The organism is Kangiella geojedonensis (genome assembly GCF_000981765.1).
Lineage (GTDB): Bacteria > Pseudomonadota > Gammaproteobacteria > Enterobacterales > Kangiellaceae > Kangiella > Kangiella geojedonensis.
On the sequence record NZ_CP010975.1, the window covers coordinates 1,716,314 to 1,738,919 of the forward strand.

At 43.7% G+C, this 22,606-nt stretch carries 22 protein-coding genes; 2 read left to right on the plus strand and 20 right to left on the minus strand.

All coding sequences use genetic code 11. From position 1 onward, the window contains the following. Positions 1-2: 2 nt before the first annotated feature. The 20 genes from bamB to TQ33_RS07780 form a co-directional block, all read right to left on the minus strand. Positions 3-1,166 carry an outer membrane protein assembly factor BamB gene (bamB, locus tag TQ33_RS07685; protein ID WP_046561534.1) on the minus strand — a complete coding sequence of 388 codons (1,164 nt, stop codon included), beginning with the start codon at positions 1,164-1,166 and terminating at the stop codon, positions 3-5. A gap of 39 nt (positions 1,167-1,205) precedes the next feature. Then, complete coding sequence (locus tag TQ33_RS07690; RefSeq protein WP_046561535.1) at positions 1,206-1,838, minus strand: YfgM family protein; 633 nt, start codon at positions 1,836-1,838, stop codon at positions 1,206-1,208. A gap of 19 nt (positions 1,839-1,857) precedes the next feature. Beyond that, positions 1,858-3,132 (minus strand): histidine--tRNA ligase, encoded by a 1,275-nt coding sequence (gene hisS, locus TQ33_RS07695; RefSeq protein WP_046561536.1) that lies wholly within the window; start codon positions 3,130-3,132, stop codon positions 1,858-1,860. A gap of 132 nt (positions 3,133-3,264) precedes the next feature. Continuing rightward, positions 3,265-4,404 carry a flavodoxin-dependent (E)-4-hydroxy-3-methylbut-2-enyl-diphosphate synthase gene (ispG, locus tag TQ33_RS07700; RefSeq protein ID WP_046561537.1) on the minus strand — a complete coding sequence of 380 codons (1,140 nt, stop codon included), beginning with the start codon at positions 4,402-4,404 and terminating at the stop codon, positions 3,265-3,267. A 64-nt stretch (positions 4,405-4,468) separates the two neighbouring features. Further along, complete coding sequence (locus tag TQ33_RS07705; RefSeq protein WP_046561538.1) at positions 4,469-5,479, minus strand: RodZ domain-containing protein; 1,011 nt, start codon at positions 5,477-5,479, stop codon at positions 4,469-4,471. Between the two features lie 5 nt (positions 5,480-5,484). Then, positions 5,485-6,276, minus strand: coding sequence for a type IV pilus biogenesis/stability protein PilW (pilW, locus tag TQ33_RS07710; RefSeq protein WP_052735247.1), 792 nt, complete (start codon positions 6,274-6,276; stop codon positions 5,485-5,487). Positions 6,277-6,312: 36 nt separating this feature from the next. Continuing rightward, entirely contained in the window at positions 6,313-7,449 is a 1,137-nt protein-coding gene (rlmN, locus tag TQ33_RS07715; protein ID WP_046561539.1) for a 23S rRNA (adenine(2503)-C(2))-methyltransferase RlmN, read from the minus strand. A gap of 440 nt (positions 7,450-7,889) precedes the next feature. Then, on the minus strand, positions 7,890-8,321 hold the full coding sequence (gene ndk, locus TQ33_RS07720; RefSeq protein WP_046561540.1) for a nucleoside-diphosphate kinase: 432 nt from the start codon (positions 8,319-8,321) through the stop codon (positions 7,890-7,892). Between the two features lie 218 nt (positions 8,322-8,539). Continuing rightward, the gene (locus TQ33_RS07725; RefSeq protein WP_046561541.1) at positions 8,540-9,517 is read right to left on the minus strand and encodes a BsuPI-related putative proteinase inhibitor; all 978 of its coding nucleotides are present in this window, start codon (positions 9,515-9,517) and stop codon (positions 8,540-8,542) included. 210 nt (positions 9,518-9,727) lie between these two features. Beyond that, entirely contained in the window at positions 9,728-10,411 is a 684-nt protein-coding gene (gene queC / locus TQ33_RS07730; RefSeq protein WP_046561542.1) for a 7-cyano-7-deazaguanine synthase QueC, read from the minus strand. A 284-nt stretch (positions 10,412-10,695) separates the two neighbouring features. Further along, on the minus strand, positions 10,696-11,337 hold the full coding sequence (gene queE, locus TQ33_RS07735) for a 7-carboxy-7-deazaguanine synthase QueE (RefSeq protein WP_046561543.1): 642 nt from the start codon (positions 11,335-11,337) through the stop codon (positions 10,696-10,698). Between the two features lie 103 nt (positions 11,338-11,440). Further along, on the minus strand, positions 11,441-12,187 hold the full coding sequence (ybgF, locus tag TQ33_RS07740) for a tol-pal system protein YbgF (protein ID WP_046561544.1): 747 nt from the start codon (positions 12,185-12,187) through the stop codon (positions 11,441-11,443). Beyond that, complete coding sequence (gene pal / locus TQ33_RS07745; protein ID WP_046561545.1) at positions 12,187-12,705, minus strand: peptidoglycan-associated lipoprotein Pal; 519 nt, start codon at positions 12,703-12,705, stop codon at positions 12,187-12,189. The genes ybgF and pal overlap by 1 nt, the downstream gene beginning before the upstream one ends. A 37-nt stretch (positions 12,706-12,742) precedes the next feature. After that, positions 12,743-14,107, minus strand: a complete 1,365-nt coding sequence (gene tolB, locus TQ33_RS07750; RefSeq protein ID WP_046561546.1) for a Tol-Pal system beta propeller repeat protein TolB — start codon at positions 14,105-14,107, stop codon at positions 12,743-12,745. Between the two features lie 22 nt (positions 14,108-14,129). Continuing rightward, entirely contained in the window at positions 14,130-15,089 is a 960-nt protein-coding gene (gene tolA / locus TQ33_RS07755; RefSeq protein WP_046561547.1) for a cell envelope integrity protein TolA, read from the minus strand. Positions 15,090-15,099: 10 nt separating this feature from the next. After that, a complete protein-coding gene (tolR, locus tag TQ33_RS07760; RefSeq protein WP_046561548.1) occupies positions 15,100-15,540 on the minus strand; it encodes a protein TolR in 441 nt (146 codons plus the stop codon). Positions 15,541-15,551: 11 nt separating this feature from the next. After that, a complete protein-coding gene (gene tolQ / locus TQ33_RS07765; RefSeq protein WP_046562386.1) occupies positions 15,552-16,214 on the minus strand; it encodes a protein TolQ in 663 nt (220 codons plus the stop codon). A gap of 4 nt (positions 16,215-16,218) precedes the next feature. Continuing rightward, positions 16,219-16,662, minus strand: coding sequence for a tol-pal system-associated acyl-CoA thioesterase (ybgC, locus tag TQ33_RS07770; protein WP_144405965.1), 444 nt, complete (start codon positions 16,660-16,662; stop codon positions 16,219-16,221). 92 nt (positions 16,663-16,754) lie between these two features. Further along, positions 16,755-17,777: a Holliday junction branch migration DNA helicase RuvB gene (gene ruvB, locus TQ33_RS07775; protein WP_046561550.1), complete on the minus strand. Its 1,023-nt coding sequence runs from the start codon at positions 17,775-17,777 to the stop codon at positions 16,755-16,757. Between the two features lie 245 nt (positions 17,778-18,022). Beyond that, positions 18,023-19,954 carry an ATP-binding cassette domain-containing protein gene (locus TQ33_RS07780; protein WP_046561551.1) on the minus strand — a complete coding sequence of 644 codons (1,932 nt, stop codon included), beginning with the start codon at positions 19,952-19,954 and terminating at the stop codon, positions 18,023-18,025. A 193-nt stretch (positions 19,955-20,147) separates the two neighbouring features. Here TQ33_RS07780 and TQ33_RS07785 point away from each other — a divergent pair, with 193 nt between their 5' ends. Together TQ33_RS07785 and TQ33_RS07795 are read left to right on the plus strand one after the other, a co-directional pair. Next, on the plus strand, positions 20,148-20,789 hold the full coding sequence (locus TQ33_RS07785; protein WP_046561552.1) for a hypothetical protein: 642 nt from the start codon (positions 20,148-20,150) through the stop codon (positions 20,787-20,789). Between the two features lie 1,089 nt (positions 20,790-21,878). Beyond that, the gene (locus TQ33_RS07795) at positions 21,879-22,442 is read left to right on the plus strand and encodes a VF530 family protein (RefSeq protein ID WP_046561554.1); all 564 of its coding nucleotides are present in this window, start codon (positions 21,879-21,881) and stop codon (positions 22,440-22,442) included. Positions 22,443-22,606: the final 164 nt, after the last annotated feature.

A 22,606-nucleotide genomic window follows, 5' to 3' on the forward strand; every position in this document is an offset into this window, starting at 1 on the left:
AATTACTCTTCAGAATCTTCTTCAACTTTGTTGAAGACATACATAAAACCAAAACGGCTGGTTAGAATCACTTCATCATCAGTGACGATTGGCTTGTGAGCAAACCCATAATCATCTAAGTGATCACGCGCCACAATTTCACCTGTCGACTTATCTAAAAAGTGTACATAACCTTCAAAGTCGCCAAGTACCAAATCATCACCCAACTCTGCTGCTGCAGTAGGGCTACGATATTTTAACCCTTCTTGCTTCCAAGCAACGTCACCAGTGGTGCGGTTAATCGCAACAACGGTACCATCGGTAGTGACGGCGTAAACTCTTAAAGTATCAACCAACAAGTCTTTTACCGTAGATAACTCTTCGCGCCATAAATAACGACCATTGCTTAAATCCATCGCAATAGCGTACCCATTATAACCAGCACCGTATAAAGTATCTCCGTATAAAACGGGAGTAGTATCCACGTCTACGATGCGAGAAATATCGGAGCTACCCCTTGGCGATGAAACTCGTTGCTCCCACAACAAATCACCAGAGTCTAAATTGAATGCCGCTAACTTACCGTTAGCAAACCCTGTTAAGACAATGCCATTAGCAGTAAGCGGTGCCGATGTACCACGAATCGTTAAACTCGGTATAACACGATCATAAAACCACTCTTGGTCGCCATCCGTGCTGTCTAAAGCAAAGATTCTACCGTCAGCCGTTCTTACAACAACTTTAGTGCCTTCAATAGCTGGTTTTGCTAACACCTCACTAGACACGTCAGCACGCCACAGCTCAGAGCCGTCTTCAACATTTAAGACGATAACTTTAGCCTTTTTAGAACCGATAGCAACCAAACCAGCGTTAGCACTGATGCCGCCAGAAAGTGGCTCATTAAGCTCAACTTCCCAAGCAATATCGCCTGACTCACGATCGAATGCCGTTACCAGCCCTTTAATATCAGCCGTTATGATGTAATCATTCCAAACAGCTGGTGTTAAATCATTAAACTTATCATCAGCGCCTTCGCCCACAGATTCAAACCAACGGACATCGATCTCAAACTGAGACTCCACATCTTGAAGTTCTGTCGGTTCATTGACGACTTCGTCTGAACAGGCTGCAAGCAGTACGCAAGCTGCTAATGAAGTTAGTAATTTAGACTTAACGTTTAGTGTCATATTTTATCCCGTTGTAGAATACTCGATTCGTTTTATTAATTATTTCTCGATTCCAAACTCAGATAGTCGCAATGCTAACAAAGGATGCGGCGCAGTCTGCGAAGCATCTCGGGCTTGAATAAAGGTGTTTTTAGCCGCCTCACGGTCGCCTTTTGCCAGTTGAGCTTCGCCCTTGACCATCAAAGCACTGGCTTTATAGGCTTCAGAAGTAACCGCATCAACTTCAGCAATAGCTGCATCATACTGTTCTTGAGCTAACAAGATTCGAGCTAAACGAACCTGTGCTACAGGAGCAAAGGTCTTGTTACCTTGGTCAACAACCCAACGTAATTGTTCCATAGCTGCATCAAAATTATCGCTAGAGACCTCTAGTTCAGCTAACTTTAATGCTGCTAATGCTGCATAGGTTGAGCTACTAAAGTCTTGTTTTAGTGTCTCAGCTTTTTCGACAAATTCAGTTTGATCATCACTGCCCGCCACAATGTTGTTAAAAGCTTCTGCATATTGCGCAGAGGCAGCTTCAGCTTGTGCGACTTTATGATCTTTGTAGTAATCCCAACCGAAAATACCACCAAAACCGATAACCGCCCCCAAGATAATGGCTTTACCGTTTTCTTTCCAAAAGGTTTTTATCGCTTCGACCTGTTGTTCTTCTGTTTCATACTGAGCCATTACTGGTCTCCTAACTCTATTACTGTTTAATTAATGATTTCAGCTGCTCTGCCACGTCCGACTGAGCTAACTGCAATTGATCTTTTTGCTCACGCAAGAATTTAACGCCAACCGTTTGTTCTTGCACTTCTTCCTCACCGATAACAAGCGCAATATCTGCACCACTTTTATCCGCGCGCTTAAATTGCTTTTTGAAATTACCTCCACCAAAGTTATTTCGCACTTTTAGTGTTGGTAACTCATCTCTTAGCTTTTCAGCTAACTGGATAGCATTAATTTCGGCAGCTTCACCTAACGCTACTATATAAACATCCGCTAACCTTGGTTTTATCGGCTCAATCTCTTCCAACAAAGCAACAATTCGTTCGATACCCATCGCAAAGCCACTGGCCGTAGTTGCATGACCACCAAGCTGTTCAGTTAATCCATCATAACGACCGCCAGCACATATAGTCCCTTGCGCGCCTAGCTTATCAGTAATCCATTCAAAAACCGTGCGATTATAATAATCCAGACCTCGAACCAAATTCGTATTCACCTCATAGCAAACACCATTAGCATCGAGTATGTCGCATAGCACCTTAAAGTGTTGCTCTGACTCTTCGTCTAAATGCTCCGAAAGCTTCGGCGCATCTTTAACTAACGCTTGCACCTCTGGATTCTTGCTATCCAAAATTCGTAGAGGGTTAGTAGTTAAACGACGCTGGCTGTCTTCATCAAGCTGCTCTTTAATCGGCTCTAAAAAGGCCACTAACTTATCACGATATGCTGCTCGCGCCTCATTTGAACCTAAGGAATTAATCTCTAACCTTACTGAGTCAGCTAATCCCAACTCTTTCCATAAGCGCGCCGTCATCAAAATAAGTTCAGCATCAACATCAGCGCTCGCGATACCAAAGGTTTCTACACCTAACTGATGGAACTGTCTGTAACGCCCCTTTTGTGGACGTTCATGACGAAACATCGGCCCCATATACCACAAACGCTGTTCTTGGTTATAGAGCAGCCCGTGCTCAATGCCCGCACGCACACAGCTTGCCGTACCTTCTGGTCTTAAGCTTAAACTGTCGCCATTTCTATCCTCGAAGGTATACATCTCTTTTTCGACGATATCGGTCACTTCACCAACCGCTCGCTTAAACAGCTGGGTCTTCTCCACAATTGGCATACGAATTTCAGAGTAGCCATAACTCCCCATCAGACGACGGAGAATTGCCTCTAACTTCTGCCAATATGGAGTCTGTTCCGGCAAGGTATCATTCATGCCGCGAATTGCTTGAATTTTTTGCGCCAAAATCTATCCCTATCCGTTCAAGTGATATTTTTTGTGAAAGTGCGAAATTATAGCGAATTTGGCGAAAAACAGTAGTTATTTCGCCGTTTTTTCAGAAATTATAGAGCCAGACAGCCTCTATCCAGACAATAATTATTTAACTTCTTCGATAGGTAGCTGTTCAGCACCCTTAGTTTTTTCGTCTGTCCGCTCTTTTTTAGCGGCAATTTGAGCACGAATTCGGGCTTCTAATTCATCAACCAGGTCCTCATTCGCTACTTTGTGGCTTTTTTCACCGTCTTGGTACAGCATGCTCTTTTTAAAGCCGCCAGTTAAGCCCACTGACACTTCTTTCGCTTCACCTGGGCCGTTTACAACACAACCAATAACGGCAACATCTAAGTGCTCATTAACGTCTTCAAGACGCTCCTCAAGCGCATTGACGGTCTTAATCACGTCAAATTGCTGGCGAGAACAAGAAGGACAAGCAATAAGGTTAATACCACGTTGACGTAAACCCAAGCTTTTTAAAATATCAAAGCCCACTTTAACTTCTTCCACAGGATCCGCTGCTAAAGATATGCGAATGGTATCACCAATACCTTCCGCCAAAAGCATTCCCAACCCAACCGATGATTTCACCGTACCGGAGCGGAAGCTACCAGCCTCCGTAATACCTAAATGCAGGGGATTATCGATTTCTTTGGCTAAGATTCTATAGGCCGCCACGGTCATGTAAACGTCCGATGCTTTAAGGCTGATTTTGTAATCTTTAAAGTTATAACGCTCTAAGATATCGATATGACGATAAGCAGACTCAACCAAAGCTTCTGGCGTTGGCTCACCGTATTTTTCCTGAAGGTCTTTCTCCAAGGAGCCAGCGTTGACACCAATACGGATCGGAATATTACGAGCTTTCGCCGCATCAACCACTGCCTTCACACGCTCTTCAGCGCCGATATTACCCGGGTTAATTCGTAAGCAATCCACTCCGTATTCAGCAACTTTTAACGCTATGCGATAATCGAAATGAATGTCTGCAACCAAAGGAACTGGAGATTGCTTTTTAATCTCTTTAAAGGCTTCAGCAGCTTTCATGGTTGGCACTGACACTCGAACGATGTCAGCTCCAGTATTGGCTAGAGCCTGTATTTGCTTCACCGTAGCTTCAACGTCATTTGTGTCAGTATTGGTCATGCTTTGTACTGCGATGGGCGCATCACCGCCCACTGGTACGTTACCAACCATAATTTGACGGGATTTACGACGTTGAATCCAAGAAGGGTTATTCATATTACTCGGTTCTCACTTGCCACAACCATCAGTGGCGAAAGACATTGATAAAAAATATAAAACGTTAAGCGTCATCGCCTAATGTTAGTTTGGCTGCACGACTATCAGGATAACTGGACAAATCCACCGCACCACCGTTATAGGTCAATTGTACCGCTGAAGCCTTACCTAGGGTCAAGTTAAATGGTGCTTTTCCTGACAGTTGCAAGCTAGTTCCCGCGGACTTTATCCCTAACGCAAGCACTTTGCCGCTGGCGTCTTGAATACGAACCCAACAGTCTCCTGAAAAACTTAGAGACAAAGCTCCACTAACCGATGACTCCACTGCTGCTGAGGTCTGATTATCGCTCACCAAACTGCTCTGAGACGCTTCTTGGTTCTCGCTTGAAGACGCAGCATTATTGTCGCCTTGGCTACTCTCTCCTAGATTATCGCCTCCTAGGCTTAGGCTACCCTCGGTATCGATGTTATCCGTGGCTGACTCATTAGTTGGAGCAGACTCGGACTCTACCGTTAAACTACCTGCGCTTTGATCAGGGCTGGTTGATTCACCCATCGTTAAGCCACCACCGCTTGAAGGGTCAAGCTCTAGGCCATCATTGCCAGTATTTATGGTTTGAGATGGACTGTCACTAGGAACAAACTTTTTCCACAGTTCTTTTTCCACAACCACATAATAAATAGCAAACAATAAAGCGAGAATAATAATGGTTGTAGCAGCCTTAAAAATCCAGTTACCAGAGTTTATCGGCTTATCAAGCTCTAAACCTTCCAGTCTTTGAGGTGGCGTACTAAATAAGTTGTTTTTCTGGCAATACTCTTGAAAGTTTGCACAAACATCAACGCCTTCTATTTTCAGTAATTCTGCGTAGTTCTTTAAATAACCTCTATAAAACGTCACTGGCAGATCACCTTCGTAATCATCAGCTTCGATTTTCTTTAAAACGGACTGTGTTAACTTTAAACGAGTAGACACGTCCTCTAAAGATAACCCTTGCTGTTCACGAGTCTGCTTTAATAAAGCCCCAGGACCAAAACTGTGCTCCTGAGACTGCTGTTCGGTTTCTTCAGTCATATAATTTATCGAATATTAAGGTATTCAGTTGCTTGTGGTGAATTAGGAAATAGTTGCATTAATTTTTCACCATAACTTTGCATACTACCTCTACGGTTAGTTTCTTTAGCCACTTTATAACCTAGTAGTAAAGAGTTTGCCGTAGGTTTTGTGCGACCTTCGAACCTGTACAAATAATCTTCAGCCCGTTTAGCATTACCCTTTTGATAATGCACCTGAGCCAAACCATACAGCGACTTATTTAAATTTGGATTAAGTGTAAGCGCTTTTTCGAAATACTCTTCTGCTTGCGTAAACTGCTTAGCATTTAGGCTGCAAAAACCCGCATTTTCATAAGTCTCACCAACCGACGTATAGTCTGGTTCCGCAATAGCTTTTAAAAAGTACTTAATCCCTTCTGCGTACTCTTTTTTAGACTCGCACAAGAATGCCCCATAAGCATTGAGGTAGTCAGGATTATCCGGCGCCTTTTTTAACGCGCGGCGATAGTAACCATCAGCTTTATCATACTCATAGACTGCTTGGTAGTAGTAGCCTAAGCCATACAAAACATCAGGCATGTCGGGATCATGCTCATAAGCTTTAACTAAGTTCTGCTTAGCTCGCTCCATATAGCCTCTTTCAATGTACTTTAGGCCGAGCGCCAACCTGGATTGTGCAGCTTTCTTTGCATTATAGTCAGTGTCTGAAACTTCTATTCGATCATTAGTAGCTGCTTTTGTAGTGGTTCGGCTAGTCGTTTGACAGCCACTCACAGCAATTACTGCTCCAAGCACAATCCAGTTAATATGTTTCATCGATACCTACCTGTTTATCGTTATATCTAACTAATCTTATACTAGCGCCCTTACATCAATGTCACCAGAGTACTGAGTACGTCTTTGTTGGCGCTTCGTTTTATCATTAATTTTACCCGCGAGCTGGCCACACGCAGCATCGATATCATCACCACGCGTACGTCGAACTACAACCACAAAGCCATTTCGATGTAAGTAATCACTAAAAGCATCTATCGCTTTCGGAGTCGAGGTTTCGTAATGAGTCTGTGGAAACGGGTTGAAAGGAATTAGATTAATCTTACAGGGCGTATTTTTCAATAGCTTAGCTAACTGTTTCGCGTGTTCTATGCTGTCGTTAACATCTTTCAGCATCACGTACTCAACGGTTACCTTACGCGCAGCGTTCGATTTCTCCATATAGCGATGCACACTCGCCATAAACTCTTTAATAGGATACTTTTTATTAATCGGTACTAAAACATCTCGCAATTCGTCATTCGGGGCATGTAAAGAAATCGCCAAAGCCACATCAATATCATCACCCATACGGTCCAACTGCGGTACCATGCCAGAGGTGCTTAGGGTCACACGACGCTTAGAAAGACCATATGCAAAATCATCCAGCATCAATTCCATGGAGTTAATCACTGGCTGGTAATTCGCCAACGGCTCGCCCATGCCCATCATCACCACATTAGTCACCGCGCGATCATCGCTTTTATGTTTACCATTTAAGTAACGAGCCGCATGCCAGACTTGGCCAATGATTTCAGCTGTGGTTAGGTTTCGGTTAAAGCCCTGATATCCTGTTGAACAGAAGCTGCACTCTAGGGCACAACCAACTTGTGATGAAACACACAAGGTTCCACGGTGACGTTCTGGAATAAATACCGTTTCAATCGCTTGACCGCCCGGAATCTTCAAAGCCCACTTAATGGTGCCATCACTGGATTCCTGAATGTTTAACACTTCAGGACCTTCGATCACAGCTACATCTGCTAACTTTTGGCGACATGCCTTACTGATATTGGTCATATCGTCGAAATTATCGACGCCAAATTGATGAATCCACTTCATGACCTGTTGAGCACGAAATGGTTTTTCACCAAGTTCAACAAAGAACTCGACCATTTCATCGCGCGTCAGGTTGAGTAGGTTGGTTTTTTCGTTAACCGGTTGAGAATTACTCATTAGGAATACCTTTTTGCGATTAAAATGTCTTTGATTTCACCTTAAATGTGTTCAAGGCTTCAAAAACATTGAAGGTTTGCAGTAATAAATCACCCGCAAACCTGTACAAATTTTACGCTATTCTAGGCTTTTACAGCGTCAATAGCAAAATAACTAAGCTCCATTCCTCTAAGCCAATACCTAACTTGAGGAAAGAGCTCTTCTACCCCGTAATATTAAGCCGAAAAACAATGAAGCCATAGCAAATCAAATCTTGGATGATTTGATTAGTGAAATTCAGCCCATGGAAGGACTGTATTTCACGATGCGTAAAATGGATGAATTGTTATGAGGGAAGTCATGCTTGCATGACCTTAATATTGGGGTGGCCTTCTCTTTGGCTACTTTCTCTTGGCCACGCAAGAGAAAGTAGCTCGCTGAGAAGCGAAATAAAAACTAAATTAGCGAGTGCGAGGGCAGATTTCTTCAGTAGAGAAGAAGTAGCTGATCTCACGCTCAGCTGATTCTGGGCTATCAGAACCGTGTGCTGCGTTTTCGTCTACTGATACAGCGTAGTCTGCACGGATTGTACCGCGAAGTGCTTCTGCAGGGTTAGTAGCACCCATGATTTCACGGTTTGCTTTGATAGCGTTCTCGCCTTCTAGCACTTGAACCATTACAGGGCCAGACGTCATGAAGTCTACCAATGCGCCGAAGAAAGGACGCTCTTTGTGCTCAGCGTAGAAACCTTCTGCTTTTTCACGAGACAAGTGAATCATTTTTGACGCAACAATGCGAAGACCTGCACGCTCGAAACGCGAGTAGATTTCACCAATAACGTTTTTTGCTACTGCGTCAGGTTTTACGATAGAAAAAGTACGTTCAACAGCCATTTTAGACTCCAATAATAGTTTAAAAGCAATAAAATCAATAAGTTGCTAAGAGGCTCTCTTAGCAAAGCCCGCGCTTAAGCAGACTTGAAAATTCGTGTCTCCGATATCGCGTAAGCCATAACCGGTGTTAAAAAAGGGGATAGCTTTAGCTAACCCCTTTAAAATCGCGCGTATTATACTGAATGTGTATTATTTGGGCAATGCTCCCCGCCCGCAAATTAGTAATGAGTCATCATATTATCTAAATGCAGTACTGACTCTGAGCTAAGCGGTATGTGGCTAAAGCTACTAGCCTCTGGAGAAAGGTTCCCTTTTATCTCAATTTTAATCTTGTAAGAACCGATATCTAAAGGTTGTCCATCAAGGTCTTTTAGCTCCAACTCACCGCCAAATCGTTCTGCTGCTCCTGGCTTTATATCCATAGAATGCAATGCCTGGGTGAACATCATATCTGATGACCATAGGCTTACTAACTCACCCTGATCATCGTATAAATAGATTTCAAAGGTTTGACCCGATGTGAAGTCCAGAGTCAGAGTCTGATCGGAATGATTAATTAAGGTGATAGAAGTTTCTACGTTTTTTTGTTGATTCAGCATCACTGTTTCTGCAGGAAACTGTGCGGAAAGTTCAATGCCGTTTTGATTCGGTAATGTCATGCGGTCCACCTTAGCATGCTCTAACTCAAATTCAACCACCCCTAGCACCGAGTCTTGAGCCCACTTAACCAATCCAATGCCTGGAGCAAACCATGCGCTCTTTAGTCCTGCATCAAAACAGTAACCTGTGAAATCCAGTTTGACCAGATCATTAAAGTCACCCGCTGAGGATGACAGGTTTGCTTCCTTGCCAGCTAACACCGCCCTATCGGTGCAGCCGTCGATTCTAACTTGATACTCAGTACCCACTGGGTCATCACCATCAAACAACAAGTCCAGTTGCTGTGACTCATTCAGCCAATAAACTCGGTTACCATCATGTGAAACCCATAACCATTGGTTTTCCTGCCCAAAATAACTCGAGTACTGCTTCCAGTTCGCCCCCATGGTCTCCATCAACCCGACACTAATTACTTCGCCCTGTGAGCTTTTATAGCTACGGTAATCGGTTGGTGAGGTCATGACAAAGTTATCTGCCGATACAGCCCCTGATAGCATAGTGGCCAACCCCAGAGTGATTTTTTGGTAAACGTTCATAATATCTCCTTAAAATAATTGTGTAGTTGCTCATAGCGAGGCCAATTATTTACAAGGAGCCAGTGTTTTCCAGTGAACAAATCTTGACGTTTATGACAGATTTGTTTATCTGCGAATAAATCCTAGATATTACAATAACTTAGTAACGACTGCTAAGGGTCTAACGGACATGACACTTTAATGACCGCTTAAAATCAGTAGGGGAATGGTTTACTGGTAGATAGTTGGATCTGAGAAACCTTGGCTTTTAAAACCTTGTCGACGCAAGACACAAGAATCACACTCACCACAAGCTTTCCCATCATTATCCGCGTCATAGCAAGATACTGTTTTAGCGTAATCAACGCCTAGCTCAATTCCTTTAGCAATAATTTGTGCTTTTGTCATATCAATCAGCGGCGCATCTATATGCACCTTCTGCCCTTCAACGCCCGCTTTAGTCGCTAAGTTAGCCATGTTTTCGAAGGCCTCAATAAACTCAGGCCGGCAATCAGGATAACCTGAATAATCCACAGCATTGACACCAACAAAAATGTGGTGGGCTTGCAGAACTTCAGCCCAACCTAAAGCAATCGATAAAAAGACGGTGTTTCTGGCGGGTACGTAAGTCACTGGTATCGCCTCTTCTGCTGCAATTGCTTCACCAGTTGGCACATCAATCGAGTGGTCGGTCAAAGCTGAACCACCAATTTCCGACATATCCAAATTAACTTCAATATGCTTTGTCGCACCAAATTGAGCTGACACTTTGGCAGCAGCTTTTAACTCGGCTACTGTACGCTGACCGTAATTAAAGCTCATGGTGTAGCACTCGAAACCTCGCTCTTTGGCAATAGCCAAAGCAGTTGTTGAGTCTAATCCACCAGAAAGTAATATTACTGCTCTTTTTGTCATGTTATTCGCTACCTAACTCAATTAACTTGTTAAGAAATAACAACTCTATCTATAAGACACTGGCCCCGCTATCAAGTAGCGGGATGACAACCTCTCAGACTATCTAAAGCTGATAAAATTCTTTTTGACCCAAATAAAACCGAAATTTTATTAGATTATTGGAAGCAGGAAAAATGCTCAGCCTGCGCGGCATTCAATCAATTCAAACACGGAGTTTACTTAGGTAAGTAAGTATTTCGAATTGATTAGAATAACAAAGCAGATGAGTATTTTAACAATTCCAATCAGACGCCTTGTTTCTCACCCCAGATAATTTTATGCAACTGCACCTGCATCCTAACCTTCAACCTATCCTTCAAAATCCACTCGGCTAAATCCGCGTACTCAACCTGCCCATAACTCGGTGAAAACAGCACCTCACACTTATCGGTTAGATTGTACTTATCAACCGTCATTTTGCACCAGTCGTAGTCTTTCCGGCTGCAAATAACAAACTTCACCTGATCAGTCGGTTTCAGGTGCTCGATGTTTTCATAGAGATTGCGTGACATCTCACCTGAGTCAGGTGTTTTGAGGTCCATCACCACCATCACACGTTTATCAAGCACCGAGATATCGTGGGCCCCACCCGTTTCGGTCGAGACTTTATAACCTTTTTCACACAACAGTTGGTAAAACTCATAAGCACGTTTCTGTGCTAACGGCTCGCCGCCTGTCATGCAGATGTGTTGGCAATTATACTGCTCGATATCGGCTAAAATTTCTTCATAGGTCATCCATTCGCCACCACCAAACGCATAGTCCGTATCGCAATAAGTACAACGAAGCGGACAGCCTGTAAGGCGTACGAAAACTGTTGGCAGGCCAACCGTTAAACTTTCGCCTTGTAAAGAGTGGAAAATCTCAGTGATTCTTAATTTGCTCAAAATGAACCTAAATACAGGGAATAGACTAGAAATTGTGCGGATTGTAACAAAAAAGCTGCCTAAATAGACAGCTTTTCAATCGTTATCATGGTTAATTAGAGCTCTATAAAGAACCCAGTTTAACCTTAGCTAGCTTGCCAGCAGTGGTATTCGGAAACGCTTTGACCAGTGCTTGATATGTTTTCTTGGCTTCTGCTTTATTACCACTTAACTCATGGGTTTGAGCAAGTTTCAGCATCGCCTTGTCTTTAATTTCCGTCTCCGGGAATTGACTATACACCGCTTCAAACTCGAACGCTGCTTGTTGATATTCTTTATCATTAGAGTGTAACTGTCCAAGAATATAATGCGCGTTAGCTGCTAAAGGATGCTTAGGGTAATCTTTAACAAAGCTCTTAAACGAGCTTTTAGCAAAGGCATATTCTTTGTTACTGAACTGAGAAAACGCTTTGTTGTAAGCTTGTTGTGCATCACTAAGGTTTTGGTCACTGGCGTCAGCGCCACCGGTAGACTCACCACCTTCAGTACCAGACAGTTCAGCGCCTGAAAGCCCACCCTGACTCGCTTCGGTTAAGCGACGGTCAAGATCAGCATATAATTCTTTTTGCTGACGTTGCAGCTTTTGGATTTGATAACCCTGCTCTTCAGACTTGCCGCGTAAGTAACTCACTTCCTGCTGAAGCTGCATGACCTGACGCATAAGCTCGCCGACTAATTGATTTTGGTCATTTTCTTGATATTGTTGAATCGCTTCGACTGCTTTTCCATCAACCACTGGAGCGGCAGTATTGCCCACAGCAGATGCTGTGAGCAATGATAATGCGATTATCTTAGTGTAACGATAAGTCATTATTGATATTTAATTTCCACACGACGGTTTTCTTGCCAAGCTTGTTCAGTGTGACCAGGGTTAGCTGGAGACTCTTCACCAAAGCTGATTACTTCGATTTGACTACCAGAAACACCATAAGTTCTCATTAACTGAGCCACTGACTTCGCACGACGCTCGCCTAGAGCCAAGTTGTACTCAGGAGTACCACGCTCGTCCGCGTGACCTTCAAGGATTACTTTCTTGCCAGTCGCTTGAATGTGCTTAGCATGAACTTCTAATAACTCCATATCGCCGCTACGAATAGCGTCGCTGTCGAAATCGAAGTAGATTGTTGTGTTTTCCAACAATGCCGCGATACGTTGTCTTTCAGCTTCTTCAGCAGCACGTTGACGTGCTAACGCTTCAGCTTCAGCATCTGAACCATCGTCTTGTTGAACGGTTGTATCAGTAGTATCGTCTGCCGGCTCAGTTGTGCTACAGGCAGCTAACGCTAATGCTGCAAACAAAGCCAATAGTAATTGTACCGAACGTTTCATTGTCATCCTCCAGGATTGTTATTTAACTTATTACAAATTACAAAATATACGGAGACCACGCCGGTGCTTTAACTTCACCAACGTTGGCCGGTAGTCTTGCTTTAAATCGTCCATCCATTGATACCGCACTTAAAACTTTTTGTCGCCCGTCAACAGTAGAGAAAATAATCATGCTGCTGTTTGGAGCAACTGACAACGACTCATCTAAACTAGTCTTAGTTAAGACAGTTAGGTTCCCCGTGTCGATGTCTTGTGCGGCTACATGGAAATTACCATTGTTTTGATGAACCATCACAATAGTCTTTCCGTCTGGTGCAAATTCCGCACCAGCATTGTACCTTCCCTCGAAGGTTACCCTTTCTGCATCGCCTCCTGCAAGCGAAACACTATAAATTTGCGGTTTTCCTCCTCGATCTGAGGTGAATATCAAACTTTTGCCATCCGGATTCCACGATGGCTCGGTGTCAATCGCATAATGTCGCGTTAAACGGCTTAACTTTTTGCTCGCCAAATCCATCACATAAAGCTCTGGATTACCGTCTTTTGACAGTACCATCGCCATTTTTGTGCCGTCTGGTGACCATGCTGGAGCACTGTTAAAGCCCTTATAACTCGCAATCAGCTCTCGCTGTCCTGTTGCGATAGTCTGAATAAAAATCTCCGAACGACCGTTTTCAAAACTGACGTAGGCTAACTTATTACCATCTGGCGACCAAGTTGGTGACATAATCGGTCTTTTCGACGAGAAAACGTTAGTTTGATTAAAACCATCGCTGTCAGCCACGTTTAAGTTATAAGGCTTAGCCGCTAACCGATCGACTTGCACATAAGCAATTTGCGTGGCAAAAGCACCGCGTTCACCGGTTAAAGCCTCGTAGATTTCATCCGCTGCAATGTGTGCCGCCCAACGGAAGTTATCGCTATTGACTAACTTTGTTTTCAAGACCATCAGATGAAATGACTGGTCTACCAAGGGGTAACTTCCCGATGGGATGTTCGATTCCATTACGGCCTTATCGTTATAAGGATCAATCAAGTCATACGACACCATATACTTACCTGGTGCCGTCTCTTTAACGATACCGTACACAACGCCATCAACGCCGAGCTCTTTCCAAGCATCAATATCGACTTCGGTAATTTGATTTGGCGACTGTGGTAACTCGGCGATTTCAACCGGCTTAAATTTACCGCTACGCTCCAAATCATTAGCAATAATTTGTGCAAAGTCATGTGGTGGTTCCACTTTAACTTCTGACGCACTTTCAAACTTGAAAGGCACCACAGCCACAGGACGAGCGTCATCACGCCCTTCTGTAATGTAAATTTGCACCTCGGCATTCGCCGCATAGGCCATAACACCTAACCACAATACCACTAGTTTTTTACAAATATGTTTCATAGAGTCTCTACTCTCGGTTTGTTTAATCTTTTAAACTTGGATCAAAAGTAAATGTAATGGTTCTCAGTTCCTCAATAACATCAGGGTTCTCTGAGTACGGTAATGGCGATGCCCGATTAATTGCCGCGATACCTGTCTGACAATAAACATCATCACCACCAACAATAATTGTATCTAAGACTACACCACCTGGTGCGGTTTTAATCGTAATGGTACACGAACCTTGCACTGAAGGTTTATTCCATAGCCTGACTAACTTACTTCTAATTTGAGCCTTTAACTTCTCAAGTTCCGTCAAAGCCTGAGCTTTCTTAACATCACCTTCCATTGCATCAAAGAATTCGCCTTCTTGCGCTGCTAACTCCTCTAACAGGCGCTGCTCTTCTTCTTTACGTTTTCGCTCCGCTTCTTCACGCTTCTTACGTTCGGCTTCTTCTTTCTTACGCTTTTCTTCGGCTAAACGCTTCTTTTCAGCCTCTTCTTTCTTGCGCTTTTCTTCCGCCAAACGCTTTTTCTCAGCTTCTTCTTTGCGCTTACGCTCGGCTTCTTCTTTCTTACGCTTTTCTTCCGCTAAACGTTTCTTCTCAGCCTCTTCTTTCTTGCGCTTTTCTTCCTCAAGCTTTTTCTCAAGCGCTAGTTTTTTCTTACGCTCTAACTCCGCCTGCTCTTTAGCACGCTTCTCAGCTTCGGCTTTCTCTTGAGCTTTCTGCTCAGCGATTTTCTTTTCGCGCTCAAGTTTTTCTAACCGCTCTTGCTGTTGCTTTTTTAAACGTTCCTCTTCGCGCTTTTTTTCTTCATTAGCGCTTGGTGGCGGAGGATTCGTTTTGGGCGCTTGCGCAATACGAGCCTGAATCGGCGCATCAACATATTTATGCTCTGGAATATTAGGCTCCCAGATAAACTTCCATATAATAGCAGCGATTAGCGCTAGATGTAGCACAACCGATAGAATAATTGGTAACGTTTTTTTCTTATCAGACAACTCAATTCACCTAGTTAGACTGCTCAGTCATTAATCCAACGTTTTCTATCCCTGCAATCTTTCTTAGTTGATCCATAAACTCTATAACCTCACCGTATGAAACAGATTTATCGCCATTAATATAAATAGGAGCATTTGGCGAATCCTCCAGCCCATTAACTACTTTATCTAAGAGCTCTTCTCTACTCATAGGCTCTGCACGACTTTCAGCAGAACTACCGATAGATAAGTAATACTGACCTTCGCTATCAAAGGAAACAATAAAAGGAGTCTCTTCATCTGAAGAAATAACTTCCGAGTCAGCGGTCGGCAAATCAACCTGAATACCCGCCGTAATTAATGGCGCGGTAATCATGAAGATCACCAACAACACTAGCATCACATCAATGTAAGGCACTACATTAATTTCTGCGTTGAGTCGGCGTCTCTGTCTGCGTACAAGTTGCGGCATAATAGTCGACCTTAGCTGTGTGCCTTACGGTGCAAGATACCCGAGAATTCTTCTAGGAAGTTTTCATAGCGGATTTCAATTCGCTGCAAACGATTAGTAAAACGGTTATAAGCAATCACCGCAGGAATCGCCGCGAAAAGACCCATCGCCGTCGCAATCAAGGCCTCCGCAATACCCGGCGCCACCATGGCTAATGTCGCCTGCTTAACGCTACCCAGCGCGATAAACGAGGTCATGATGCCCCATACGGTACCGAATAAACCGATATAAGGCGTTACCGAACCAACTGTCGCTAAAAACGATAGGTTTTGCTCAAGCTTTTCCACTTCACGACTGTGCGCCACGCGCATGGCGCGATGCGTACCGTCCATCACCGCTTCAGGGCTGACGCCACTCTGCTGGCGAAGGCGCATAAATTCTTTGTAACCGGCTAAGAACAAAGACTCTAAGCCTTGTTTTTTCTGGTCGCTTTGAGACAGTTCGGTGGATAGTTTGCTCAGATCGATACCTGACCAAAATTTGTCCTCAAACTGTTTACTCTTTCTTGAAGCGGTATTAAGGACACCAGAACGTTGAAAAATCAACGCCCAAGACATAACGGAAATGATCAAAAGTAACAGCATAATTAGCTGTACTGGAATACTGGCTTCTAAAATCAAACCAGCAATGGACATGTCATTAGCACCACTCACGTGCAATCTCCTCTTGTAAATAATGTGGCATAGGAGCAGGCGTCATGGTGTCCATATCAACGCAAGCCACCCGAATTGTTGCCTTATTCACTAGTTGTTGTTTATTGTCATCAGATTCATCGCTGTTTTCATCAACCCGATAAATCTCTTGCTCAAAAATAACGCTCGCCTTTCGTACCGAGCTAATTCGTGTCTTAACAATCAGCTGATCATTAAAACGAGCTGGGCGAATGTATTTTGCATCGACATGAGCGACCGCAAAGGCCAGCCCTTTATCAATCAATACATCCTGTTCCCAGCCCAATGAACGTAACCATTCCGTACGGCCACGCTCGTAAAACTTTAAATAGTTAGCGTAATAAACTACGCCAGCCACGTCAGTATCTTCGTAGTAGACCCTAACCGGCCAATTAAATTCACGCGCCATTATATTTAAGCCCTATTATTATAACGTTTCAGGCTCGGAAAAGTGTTAAAGCAATCCCGAAAACCATTACTTAACGAAAATTTACTTATCACAGTCTACTTATCAAACAAGTCACCTGAAGAAGGGATGATTCCAAAGTGCTCATAGGCATGCTTGGTTGCTACACGGCCTCTTGGCGTGCGCTGAATAAAGCCCTGCTGGATCAAAAATGGCTCCAACACATCATCAATCGTATCGCGTTCTTCACCAATCGCCGCCGCTAATGTGTCTAAGCCCACGGGGCCACCGCTAAATTTTTCAATAATAGTTAACAGGAGCTTACGGTCCATGGTATCGAAACCTTTGGCATCCACATCCAACATATCCAAAGCGCGGTCAGCAACTTTGTCAGTGATCAAACCATCCGACTTAATTTCTGCAAAATCACGAACACGGCGTAATAACCGGTTAGCAATACGTGGCGTGCCACGAGAACGGCGTGCAATCTCAAGCGCACCAGATTCTTCAATCTGCAAGCCGAGAATCTGGGCCGAACGCATAACGATCCCCGTCAGATCTTTAATATTGTAGAACTCAAGACGTTGCACAATACCAAAGCGATCGCGTAGAGGTGATGTTAATAGACCAGCACGAGTGGTCGCGCCGACTAAGGTAAAGGGTGGTAACTCGACTTTGATGGAACGTGCCGCTGGGCCTTCGCCAATCATGATATCCAGCTGATAATCCTCCATCGCCGGGTATAAGACTTCCTCGACGTGTGGGCTCAAACGGTGAATTTCATCAATGAACAAGACATCGTTCGGCTCTAGATTCGTCAACATCGCAGCCAAATCGCCCGCCTTTTCCAAAACAGGGCCGGAGGTATGCTTAATCCCAACGTTCATCTCATTAGCGATAATGTTCGATAGCGTGGTTTTACCGAGGCCAGGAGGGCCAAAGATAAGAACATGGTCCAACGCTTCTTTGCGCATTTGGGCCGCTTTAAGAAAAATCTCCATCTGCTCACGGACTTTTTCCTGCCCGACATAATCCTGCAAGGTCGTCGGGCGAATAGCGCGGTCAAACTGCTCTTCGTCAGTGGTTTCGGTCGGATTTATTATTCTGTCATGTTCAATCATGGATGTTTTGTGCTCGCAGCACCAAAGGCTTTAATGCGGTTAAGTCTACCAAGGCTCAGGCTTGGATGGAACCAAAACCAAGCCTTTTCCACATTTGGCCAGAATCCGCCTTTTTCTTGTTATTTAAGGGCTTAGGTGAACATTTACTAGGTCATTCAGATTGTGTCATTCCAAACTAGATTTGGAATCTTGCTAAAGGTAGCTCAATATCTGCAAATAAAGAACCTGAATGACCTAAAGAGGTATTATGCCCCTTCCAGCTCTTCGTTCAACATCAGCCAATCTTCTTCCAGCGTTTCGAGGCGTTGGTTAACTTCGCCATACTCGCCGCTGAGTTCCGCCAACTTGCCTTTGTTAGCATCGTCGTATAGGGATGGCTCAGCCATCAGCTCATCAAGCTCTTCCTTGCGCTTTTGCACCTTATCCATTTCCTGCTCAACTTTTCGCAGCTTGTTTTTCAAAGGCTGTAAAGCTTTGCGCTTCTCGGCATCAATTCGACGCTGCTCTTTGCGCGAAATTTCTTTACCAGACATGTCAGGCTGCGCATCAGACGGTGCATCATCAGCTTTTTCTTTATTCAAACGTCTTTCCATGGTCGATTGTTCTAGCGCCCACTTGGCATAATCGTCCAAATCACCTTGGAACGGTTTAACGCCTCCATCAGCCACTAAATACAAATCATCGGTCACGATACGTAGCATGTGCTTATCGTGCGACACCAACACCACCGCGCCTTCAAAACCCTGCAACGCCACGTTCATGGCATGGCGCATTTCCAAGTCTAAGTGGTTGGTCGGCTCATCCAGTAACAGTACATTCGGCTTGGAATACACTAACAGAGCTAAGACCAAACGCGCCTTCTCGCCGCCGGAAAACGGCGCCACAGGCTCCAGCGCTTTGTCGCCATTAAAGTCAAAGCCACCTAAGAAATTTCGTAACTCTTGCTCAGTGGCGTCTGGATATTCACGCTGCAGGTGCTGGATCGGCGACATTTGCGGATGTAGTTGTTCGAGCTGATGCTGCGCGAAATAACCAATGTTTAAATGCTTTGCCTCAACACGCTCGCCCGCCTGAATCGCTAGTTCGCCCGCCAACACCTTAATTAAAGTCGATTTACCCGCGCCGTTTTTTCCCAAAAGACCAATTCGGTCGTTCGGTAGTAAGGTAAAGCCCACTTTATTGAGAATCGTTACTTGGCCTTCTTCTGTCTCGTAGCCAGCATTTGCTCCTTTAAGCTGTAACAAAGGACTCGGCACGTGGCCAAGCTCTGGAAAACTAAAGTTAAACGGCGAGTCGACGTGCGCGGCGGAAATCTTCTCCATACGCTCCAAGGCTTTAACGCGACTTTGCGCCTGCTTAGCCTTGCTCGCCTTTGCCTTAAAGCGATCGACGTAGGATTGCATGTGCGCAATTTCTTTTTGCTGACGCTCGTAATTCGCTTGCTGCTGCGCCAACTGCTCCGCACGCTGAAGCTCAAAACTCGAATAATTACCGCTGTATAGCTTGATGTGCTGTTGCTCGATATGTGCCACACGATCAATCACGCGGTCGAGAAAATCCCTATCGTGCGAAATCAACAATACCGCGCCTTGATAAGACTCCAGCCATTTCTCTAGCCACACCACCGCCTCGAAATCCAAGTGGTTTGTCGGCTCATCGAGCAATAACAAATCCGAACGACACATTAACGCCTGCGCCAAGTTCAAGCGCATGCGCCAACCGCCCGAAAAGCTCGAAACTGGCAGCTGCTCCTGATCGGCGTTAAAGCCCAAGCCATGCATCAATGCCCCAGCTCGCGCTCGTGCTGCATAACCCTGAATCGTGTCTAGCTGCTGGTGAAGCTTACCAATCGCGTTGCCGTCTTCCTCAGCTTCCGCCTTCGCCAAAGCCGACTCAATCTCAACAAGTTCAACATCACCCTCAATCACATACTCCAGCGCCGACGTTTCCACCGCAGGCGTCTCCTGACGCACGCTCGAAATCGTCACATTCCCCGCCATCGAGAAATTGCCCGAATCCTCCTCCAGTTCCCCACGGATCAATGCGAACAACGACGACTTACCAGTGCCATTAGCCCCAGTTACACCAACCTTATCTCTCGGATTGATGATAAAACTCGCGTCTTCAAATAAAACTTTTTTGCCACGGCGAAGCGCCATGTTCTCGAAAAACAGCATGGAATTATGGATTGATAAAAGTTGCAAACATTATAAAGAGAAGTCGTGCGAGTACAATTAGTAATGTGGTTAATACACGGTTATCCACGTTAGAGAAAGATTTCACCTGTTAACAAGGCTTTGGTAGTATTACCTAAATTACTGGAAGAACTAAAATAAGCACTATTAACAATATGATAATAGAAGGATAGATATGAGCCCCGAAATAGTTAATGGAATCTTTGTAGTCGTTGGAGCTTTTATAGGCGTCATAGGAACTGCCATAGTAACGAAAAAGAATAAAGACATATCAAAAATTACAATTTTCCGCTCATCCTCATCGAGACTTTTAGATGTGGAAGATATGGCAAAGTCAGATATTGAAATTAAGTATAAAGGTAAAATTGTTTCAGAGCTATTTCATGGAGAGGTTGCTATACAAAATTCAGGCACTGAGCACCTTGAGCAAGTTGAAGTAACAATCATACCCGGAAAAAACTCACCTCTATTTGATGTAGAGATTTCATCAACCAACTTTTTTAACGACTTAGAAACACTAAAGCTAGAAAAATCAGATACAGGTGAAGTAAAAGTATATGTTGACTTTCTTAACTCAAACGACCGGCTTATAGTCTCATATAGAAGCTCTGGAGATGAAAAGCCTATTGTTGCATGTAGAAAGCTAGGGGTTGATGTCGAATTAAAAGACGAAGCTGTTAACTGGGTTCCAGATATCTATGCAAAGTTATTATTTGATATTTTTGATCAAGTTCCTTATATGCAATGGTACTTCAAACGTAACTCAAAGCCATACAAACTCTATTTAGAAGCAAAAGAAAAAAGAGAGAAAGACTAAAATGTACAAATATTTTTTAAGCTTAATACTTTGCATGCTTATGACAAACAGTGCAAATACGGCCATACTTTCCAATGACCTACAGAAAATGAAACGGGAAAATATAAGTATGTACAAGACTTACTTATACGGTGTTGGTGAGGGCATCTACTGGACAAATTCGAGACTGAGAGAATTTAATCGTGATCAGTTGTTTTGTCTACCCGGCTCTTTACCATTAACACAAGATTTGTTCGTAAGCATGTATGAAGCTGAGTATGAGCGGTTTACCAGGTCAAACAATGGCACAGCTTTTGTCGAAACAATTATGCTAGACTCATTTATTAGAACATTTCCTTGTGACTCAAAATAATAAAAATAAAGGAATTAATGGGGTCAGAGCAAGCGTAGCCTCGAAGGAACACAATAAATGGAATAAATGGGGTCAGAATAAATGGGGTCAGAGTGCTTAACCGATGAATAAATACATCGCACTTTTTATAATAACTGCTTTAACTTCTGGCTGCTCTACTAGAATCATAAAGCAAAGTTGTGATTATTTTAAAGAATCTAATTGGTCATTAATTACTGAACGTTCAACAATGTTAAAGCAGTTAAGCAAAGCCTATGAATCCAGAAGCCCTAATAGAAAAGAAGCATGGTTTAGGAGTCAGAATCAAAAGCTTGGGCTTTGCAGATATACACAAAAGCCTCCCTCAAGCCCCTTTGCTAACAGTTGTAGCTCCTCATATATAGTCTTTATCAAAGAAAATGGTGAGTGGAAAATTGATAACGAAGCGATCACTTTGTGCTCATCGCACTAATTGGAAGAATAAATGGGAATAAATGGGGTCAGAGTAAATAAAATCAAAGTAGAATAAATGGGGTCAGAGTAAATAAAATCAAAGCGCTAAGATGTTTGGTTATTTTGTTGGGGCATTCAACCTAGTTTTAATCATTGCCATTACCGGATATCTATCAAGATATTACTTTAATTAATGGGGTCAGAGTACAATTAGAATGACAAAAGTAACTCTCGGCTTTTCGTGCTTATCTCCGCTATCCCAGCTATAATGGGCTTATATCGCCCCTCCTCTGCTGGAAACCTGTATGTCTGAAGAAGTTAATTATAAGAATAATCCTTTAAACGGCGTTGGCTTAAAAGCCTTGGTCACTGAACTCTCTGAGCATTATGGCTTTGAGATCCTGCACGCTTATTTAAACTTAAATTGCTTCAAGACCAATCCTAGCGTCGAGTCCAGTGTTAAATTCCTTAAGAAAACCGACTGGGCGCGTGAAAAAGTCGAGGCTTTTTATATGTATCAGTATAAAAACCTACCGCCTGTATCGTCCGAGCAGTTCCATATCCCGCCACGCGACCGCATTGTCTCTGATGACGAAAAAGTTGGTGAGCCAGCTAAATTAAGTTTGGAAGATGCTGAAAAGTTGCAAGAAAAACGCGCTAAGAAAGCCGCGGAGTACAATAAAGGCGGCGGCAAGAAGTTTGGGCGCAACGCTGGCTATAACAAAAGCTCTGGCGCTCCACGTAGCGGTGGCTATAATAAAAGCAGAGGTGGGCGCTCTGATAATCGGTCTAAGAGCCACCGTTCGAGCAAAAGCTCATCGAGCAGTAGCGATCCTTGGGGCCAATGGAAAGATAAGTCAGAAGACTAGTTTTAGATAGCGTTACTGGATATAGGATGCTCTGATATCAGTCAGGACAAGGTTAATAGCTAATCATTAAAAGCGGAGTTTATTATGGGTTTATGGGGATTCTTAAGTATTTGCGTTATTGCAGGCGTCATTTTTGTTATGTATGCGGCCTATCTCGATCACAA

Excerpts from the sequence above, each read along its gene's own strand:
- tolQ (WP_046562386.1), bottom strand. The coding sequence starts at position 16,214 with ATGTCCATTGCTGGTTTGATTTTAGAAGCCAGTATTCCAGTACAGCTA.
- rlmN (WP_046561539.1), bottom strand. The coding sequence starts at position 7,449 with ATGAGTAATTCTCAACCGGTTAACGAAAAAACCAACCTACTCAACCTG.
- bamB (WP_046561534.1), bottom strand. The coding sequence starts at position 1,166 with ATGACACTAAACGTTAAGTCTAAATTACTAACTTCATTAGCAGCTTGC.
- TQ33_RS07780 (WP_046561551.1), bottom strand. The coding sequence starts at position 19,954 with ATGCTGTTTTTCGAGAACATGGCGCTTCGCCGTGGCAAAAAAGTTTTA.
- ruvB (WP_046561550.1), bottom strand. The coding sequence starts at position 17,777 with ATGATTGAACATGACAGAATAATAAATCCGACCGAAACCACTGACGAA.
- TQ33_RS07785 (WP_046561552.1), top strand. The coding sequence starts at position 20,148 with ATGAGCCCCGAAATAGTTAATGGAATCTTTGTAGTCGTTGGAGCTTTT.
- tolR (WP_046561548.1), bottom strand. The coding sequence starts at position 15,540 with ATGCCGCAACTTGTACGCAGACAGAGACGCCGACTCAACGCAGAAATT.
- queC (WP_046561542.1), bottom strand. The coding sequence starts at position 10,411 with ATGACAAAAAGAGCAGTAATATTACTTTCTGGTGGATTAGACTCAACA.
- pal (WP_046561545.1), bottom strand. The coding sequence starts at position 12,705 with ATGAAACGTTCGGTACAATTACTATTGGCTTTGTTTGCAGCATTAGCG.
- TQ33_RS07795 (WP_046561554.1), top strand. The coding sequence starts at position 21,879 with ATGTCTGAAGAAGTTAATTATAAGAATAATCCTTTAAACGGCGTTGGC.
- ispG (WP_046561537.1), bottom strand. The coding sequence starts at position 4,404 with ATGAATAACCCTTCTTGGATTCAACGTCGTAAATCCCGTCAAATTATG.
- TQ33_RS07725 (WP_046561541.1), bottom strand. The coding sequence starts at position 9,517 with ATGAACGTTTACCAAAAAATCACTCTGGGGTTGGCCACTATGCTATCA.
- tolB (WP_046561546.1), bottom strand. The coding sequence starts at position 14,107 with ATGAAACATATTTGTAAAAAACTAGTGGTATTGTGGTTAGGTGTTATG.
- ybgF (WP_046561544.1), bottom strand. The coding sequence starts at position 12,187 with ATGACTTATCGTTACACTAAGATAATCGCATTATCATTGCTCACAGCA.
- ndk (WP_046561540.1), bottom strand. The coding sequence starts at position 8,321 with ATGGCTGTTGAACGTACTTTTTCTATCGTAAAACCTGACGCAGTAGCA.
- TQ33_RS07705 (WP_046561538.1), bottom strand. The coding sequence starts at position 5,479 with ATGACTGAAGAAACCGAACAGCAGTCTCAGGAGCACAGTTTTGGTCCT.
- pilW (WP_052735247.1), bottom strand. The coding sequence starts at position 6,276 with ATGAAACATATTAACTGGATTGTGCTTGGAGCAGTAATTGCTGTGAGT.
- TQ33_RS07690 (WP_046561535.1), bottom strand. The coding sequence starts at position 1,838 with ATGGCTCAGTATGAAACAGAAGAACAACAGGTCGAAGCGATAAAAACC.